The sequence below is a fragment of the Luteibacter sp. P4_E6 genome, from assembly GCF_056401535.1.
Genome location: NZ_JBFUJE010000357.1, coordinates 1 through 4,002 on the forward strand (window position 1 = coordinate 1; position 4,002 = coordinate 4,002).

Consider the following 4,002-nt stretch of genomic DNA (forward strand, 5'->3'; position numbering starts at 1 on the left):
GCCTATACTCCGGAACATATTCGGATGAGGGAGTGCAAGGGATGGGAAGCGTCGTTGCGTTGGTTGTTGTCATCGTCGTCGTGATCGTGCTGGCCAAGCTGATCCGTATCGTGCCCCAGGGCTACGAGTGGACGGTGGAGCTGTTCGGCAAGTACACGGGCACCCTCTCGCCGGGCCTGCATTTCCTCATTCCGTTCGTCTATGCGATCGGTCGCAAGATGAATATGATGGAGCAGGTGCTCGAAGTCCCTTCGCAGGACGTCATCACCAAGGACAACGCGGTCGTACGTGTCGACGGCGTGGTCTTCTACCAGATCCTCGATGCCGCCAAGGCCGCTTACGAGGTCGCCAACCTCGAAGGTGCGGCGCTGGCGCTGATCATGACCAACATCCGTACGGTGCTTGGCTCGATGGATCTCGACGAGAGCCTCAGCCAGCGTGACGCGATCAATGCCAAGCTGCTCGGCGTGATCGATGAAGCGACCCACCCGTGGGGCGTCAAGGTCACCCGTATCGAGATCAAGGACATCTCGCCGCCGCGCGACCTTGTCGACGCGATGGCACGGCAGATGAAGGCCGAGCGCGAGAAGCGCGCCAACATCCTCGACGCCGAAGGTTATCGCCAGGCGGCCATCCTCAAGGCCGAAGGCGAGAAGCAGTCGGCCATCCTCTCCGCCGAAGGCAAAAAGGAAGCCGCCTTCCGCGAAGCCGAGGCACGCGAGCGCCTTGCCGAGGCCGAGGCGAAAGCCACCACGATGGTCTCCAACGCGATCGCTGGCGGCAGCGTCAACGCGCTCAATTATTTCGTCGCCAACAACTACGTCGACGCGCTGAAGGAAATGGCAAGGTCGCCGAACCAGAAGATGCTCCTGCTGCCGATGGAATCGGCCGGCATTCTCGGCTCGCTCGCCGGTATTGCCGAGCTGGCCAAGGATTCCCTTAACGCCCAGCGCGCTCCGGCCGAGCCCGTCGCCGGCGGCCCCCGCGCGCCGCTGCCGCCGCGTTGATGCCATGACCGAACTGGCCCTGCACTACTTCTGGTGGGTCGCCGCGCTGGTGCTGATCGGCGGCGAAGTCATGCTTCCCGGTTACTTCATGCTGTGGATCGGTATCGCCGCCGCCGTCATGGGCGGGCTGGTCGCCGTGCTCCCCGACATGGGAGCGATCACGCAGGCTGTCGTCTTCGGCGTGCTCGCTTTCGTCTCCTGCTTCGCCTACTGGAAGTTCGTCCGTCCACGCCTGGAGCGGATCGTGCCGGTCGGCAACGAGCGCCTGAATCGTCGTGGCGACCAGCTGATCGGGCAACGCTTTTCGCTGTGCGAGCCCATCGTCAACGGGCGCGGCAAGGCCCGCGTCGGTGATGGCATGTGGCTGGTCGTCGGTCCCGATCTTCCGTTGGGCGCGACGATCGAGGTCGTCGGTATCGACGGCACCACCCTGCGCGTGAAGGCGGTGGACGTTGCCTGAGGCCGTGCCGCTGAGCGTTCCGGTGAGCTTCGCCACCACGGCGATCAACACCCGCATCGCTTTCCTGACCGAACTCGCCCGTCGCCTGCATCAGTACGGAACCACCGCGCCTCGCCTGGAGACGGCGATCGCGCGGTCGGCCCAGCGCCTTGGTCTTTCCGCCGAGGTCTGGTCGAGTCCCACCGCCATCATCGTGTCCTTCGCCGATCTGGGGCAGGGCGACGATGGCGTGGCCCAGGTGACCCAGGTGATGCGCCTGCCACCGGGCGATGTGAACCTGGCACGCCTGTGYGAGGCCGACCGCATTGCGGACTCGGTGATCGACGGCCAGATGGAACTGCGCGAAGGCTTTCATCTACTGCGCAAGCTCGGCGCGCCGGAGACCTTCCTGGCCCAGCTCGGCGTCATCGCGAGCTACGGGCTGTGCGCGGCCAGCGTCGTCGCCCYGTTGTTGCATAGCTCCTGGCCCGACCTGATCACCGCCGGTGTCATCGGCGTGCTGATTGGCCTGATCACGGTCGCCTCGGGCAGTCGGCCGCGTCTGGCGGCCGCCAGCGAAGCGATCAGCGCCATGGTGGCGACGGTCATCGCCACGGTCGTCAGTGCGTATGTCGTGCCACTGGCCTTGAAGTCGGTGATCCTCGGCAGCCTGATCGTCCTGTTGCCGGGCATGGCACTGACGACGGCGGTGCGCGAGATATCCAGCCAGCATCTGGTCGCCGGCGTCGCCCGCATGGGCGGCGCGATAGCGACCCTGCTCAAGCTCACCTTCGGCACCGTGGCGGCCAGCCAGCTCTGCGAAGCCGTGGGTATCATTCCGCGCAGCTATGCCCTGCCACCTTTGCCGGCCTGGGCGGACTGGCCATCGCTGCTCCTGGGTGCCTTCTCGTTCGCTATTCTTTTTCGTGCCGCGAAGCGCGACTGGCTGGTCGTGATGGGTTCGGTGGTACTGGGCTACCTGGCCACGCGATGGGGAGGCAGCATCTCCGGTTCACTGCCGGGCGCGCCCTTCGGTGTATTCGTCGGCGGACTGTTGCTTGGCTCGCTGAGCAACGTGTACGCCCGTTATGCGCAGCAACCCGGGGCGGTCGTACGCGAACCGGGCATCATCCTTCTGGTGCCGGGCTCGGTGAGTTTCCGCAGTGTTTCCTACCTGCTCGACCGCGATGCCTCGCTGAGCATGGACACTGGCCTGCTCGGCGTAACCTTATTGGTTTCCCTCGTCGCCGGCTTGCTGTTCGGCGACCTGATCGTGGCGCCGCGCCGATCGCTTTGAATCCGCCGCAGGGTTTCGAATCCACCGCAGAAATGTGGGAGCCGATTCATCGGCGATCCCGCGGTAGCGGGCCAGGTTCAGGCAAACACCCATCGCCGATGAATCGGCTCCTACAAAAAGCCAAAGCCCCGCATTAAGCGGGGCCCGGTATTCGGTTAATGCGACGACTCAGACCAGCATGTCGGTTTCTTTCGTGCCGGCCTTGAGCGCTTCATTGAACCAGCGCGGGCGCTTGCCGCGGCCTGACCAGGTCTGTTCTTCATTGCCGGGATTACGGTATTTCGCAGCGACCGTGGTGCCGGCGCGCTTGGATTTCGGGGCGCGGGCGCCGAATACGTCGTCGAACGTGAACCCCTCGGCCTTGATCAGCGCATTGATCTTTTCGCGCAGCTTGGTGACCTTCTCCTTACGCAGTTCGGTCTGGCGTACCTGGGCCTTGGAAATCAGCTCATTAAGCTGGTTGTGATTGAGGTTCTTGATATCGACAGCCATTGGAGTCTCCCGTGGAGGATTAACGTTCGCGCCGGGATTTTTAGCTGGTTATGCGACAAAAAGCAAAATGCCGGATGTTTCCATCCGGCATTTGCGTGAATTAGCTGAGTTTTACCTACATCGAATAGCGGCAGATAACCACGCCACTAATCCTTCGATTATAAGGCGCCGAGCAGCGTCAGGAGTTCCTGGCGGGAAACGTTCCGGCTTTCAGCGTCCGTGCGAGCGCGATATTCGAACGTGCCCGCCTCCAGGCCGCGTCCGCTGACGACCACACGGTGCGGGATGCCGATCAGCTCGATGTCGGCGAACATCGAGCCGGGACGCAGGCCCCGATCGTCCAGCACGGTGTCGATGCCGGCCTGCGAAAGTTCTTGGTAGAGCGACTCGGCCGCTTCGGCGACGACGGCGTCGTTCTTCGGATTGATGACGCATACCGCCACGCGCCACGGCGCCATGGCATCGGTCCAGATCATGCCGGCCTCGTCGTTACGTTGTTCGATGGCAGCGGCGACGATGCGGCTGACACCTACGCCGTAGCAGCCCATGTACATGGTGGCCATCTTACCGTTGCTGTCGACCACGCTGGCTCCCATGGCTTCGGCGTACTTCTGGCCGAGCTGGAAGATATGGCCGACCTCGATSCCGCGCGCGAGCCGGATGTGACCCTTGCCGTCCGGGGAGAGGTCGCCGTCGACGACCTTGCGGATGTCGGCCACGCGATTGATACGTGCATCGCGCTGCCAGTTGGCGCCCGTGTAGTGGGT

General features: G+C 63.7%; 5 protein-coding genes. 3 read left to right on the top strand and 2 right to left on the bottom strand.

Going from position 1 to position 4,002, the window contains the following annotated elements; all coding sequences use genetic code 11:
- The first annotated feature begins 41 nt into the window (after positions 1-41).
- The 3 genes from AC1DT2_RS17060 to AC1DT2_RS17070 are packed head-to-tail and all read left to right on the top strand — an operon-like array spanning position 42 to position 2,743.
- On the top strand, positions 42-1,007 hold the full coding sequence (locus tag AC1DT2_RS17060; RefSeq protein WP_477297655.1) for an SPFH domain-containing protein: 966 nt from the start codon (positions 42-44) through the stop codon (positions 1,005-1,007).
- Between the two features lie 4 nt (positions 1,008-1,011).
- Positions 1,012-1,467 carry an NfeD family protein gene (locus AC1DT2_RS17065; protein WP_063573195.1) on the top strand — a complete coding sequence of 152 codons (456 nt, stop codon included), beginning with the start codon at positions 1,012-1,014 and terminating at the stop codon, positions 1,465-1,467.
- On the top strand, positions 1,460-2,743 hold the full coding sequence (locus AC1DT2_RS17070) for a threonine/serine exporter family protein (protein ID WP_477297657.1): 1,284 nt from the start codon (positions 1,460-1,462) through the stop codon (positions 2,741-2,743). The genes AC1DT2_RS17065 and AC1DT2_RS17070 overlap by 8 nt, the downstream gene beginning before the upstream one ends.
- Before the next feature lie 168 nt (positions 2,744-2,911).
- Here AC1DT2_RS17070 and AC1DT2_RS17075 read toward each other — a convergent pair whose 3' ends face one another.
- Both AC1DT2_RS17075 and AC1DT2_RS17080 read right to left on the bottom strand, forming a co-directional pair.
- Positions 2,912-3,235, bottom strand: coding sequence for an H-NS histone family protein (locus tag AC1DT2_RS17075; protein ID WP_063573196.1), 324 nt, complete (start codon positions 3,233-3,235; stop codon positions 2,912-2,914).
- Between the two features lie 158 nt (positions 3,236-3,393).
- On the bottom strand, positions 3,394-4,002 hold a 609-nt coding region (locus tag AC1DT2_RS17080; RefSeq protein ID WP_477297659.1), incomplete at its 5' end, for a His/Gly/Thr/Pro-type tRNA ligase C-terminal domain-containing protein.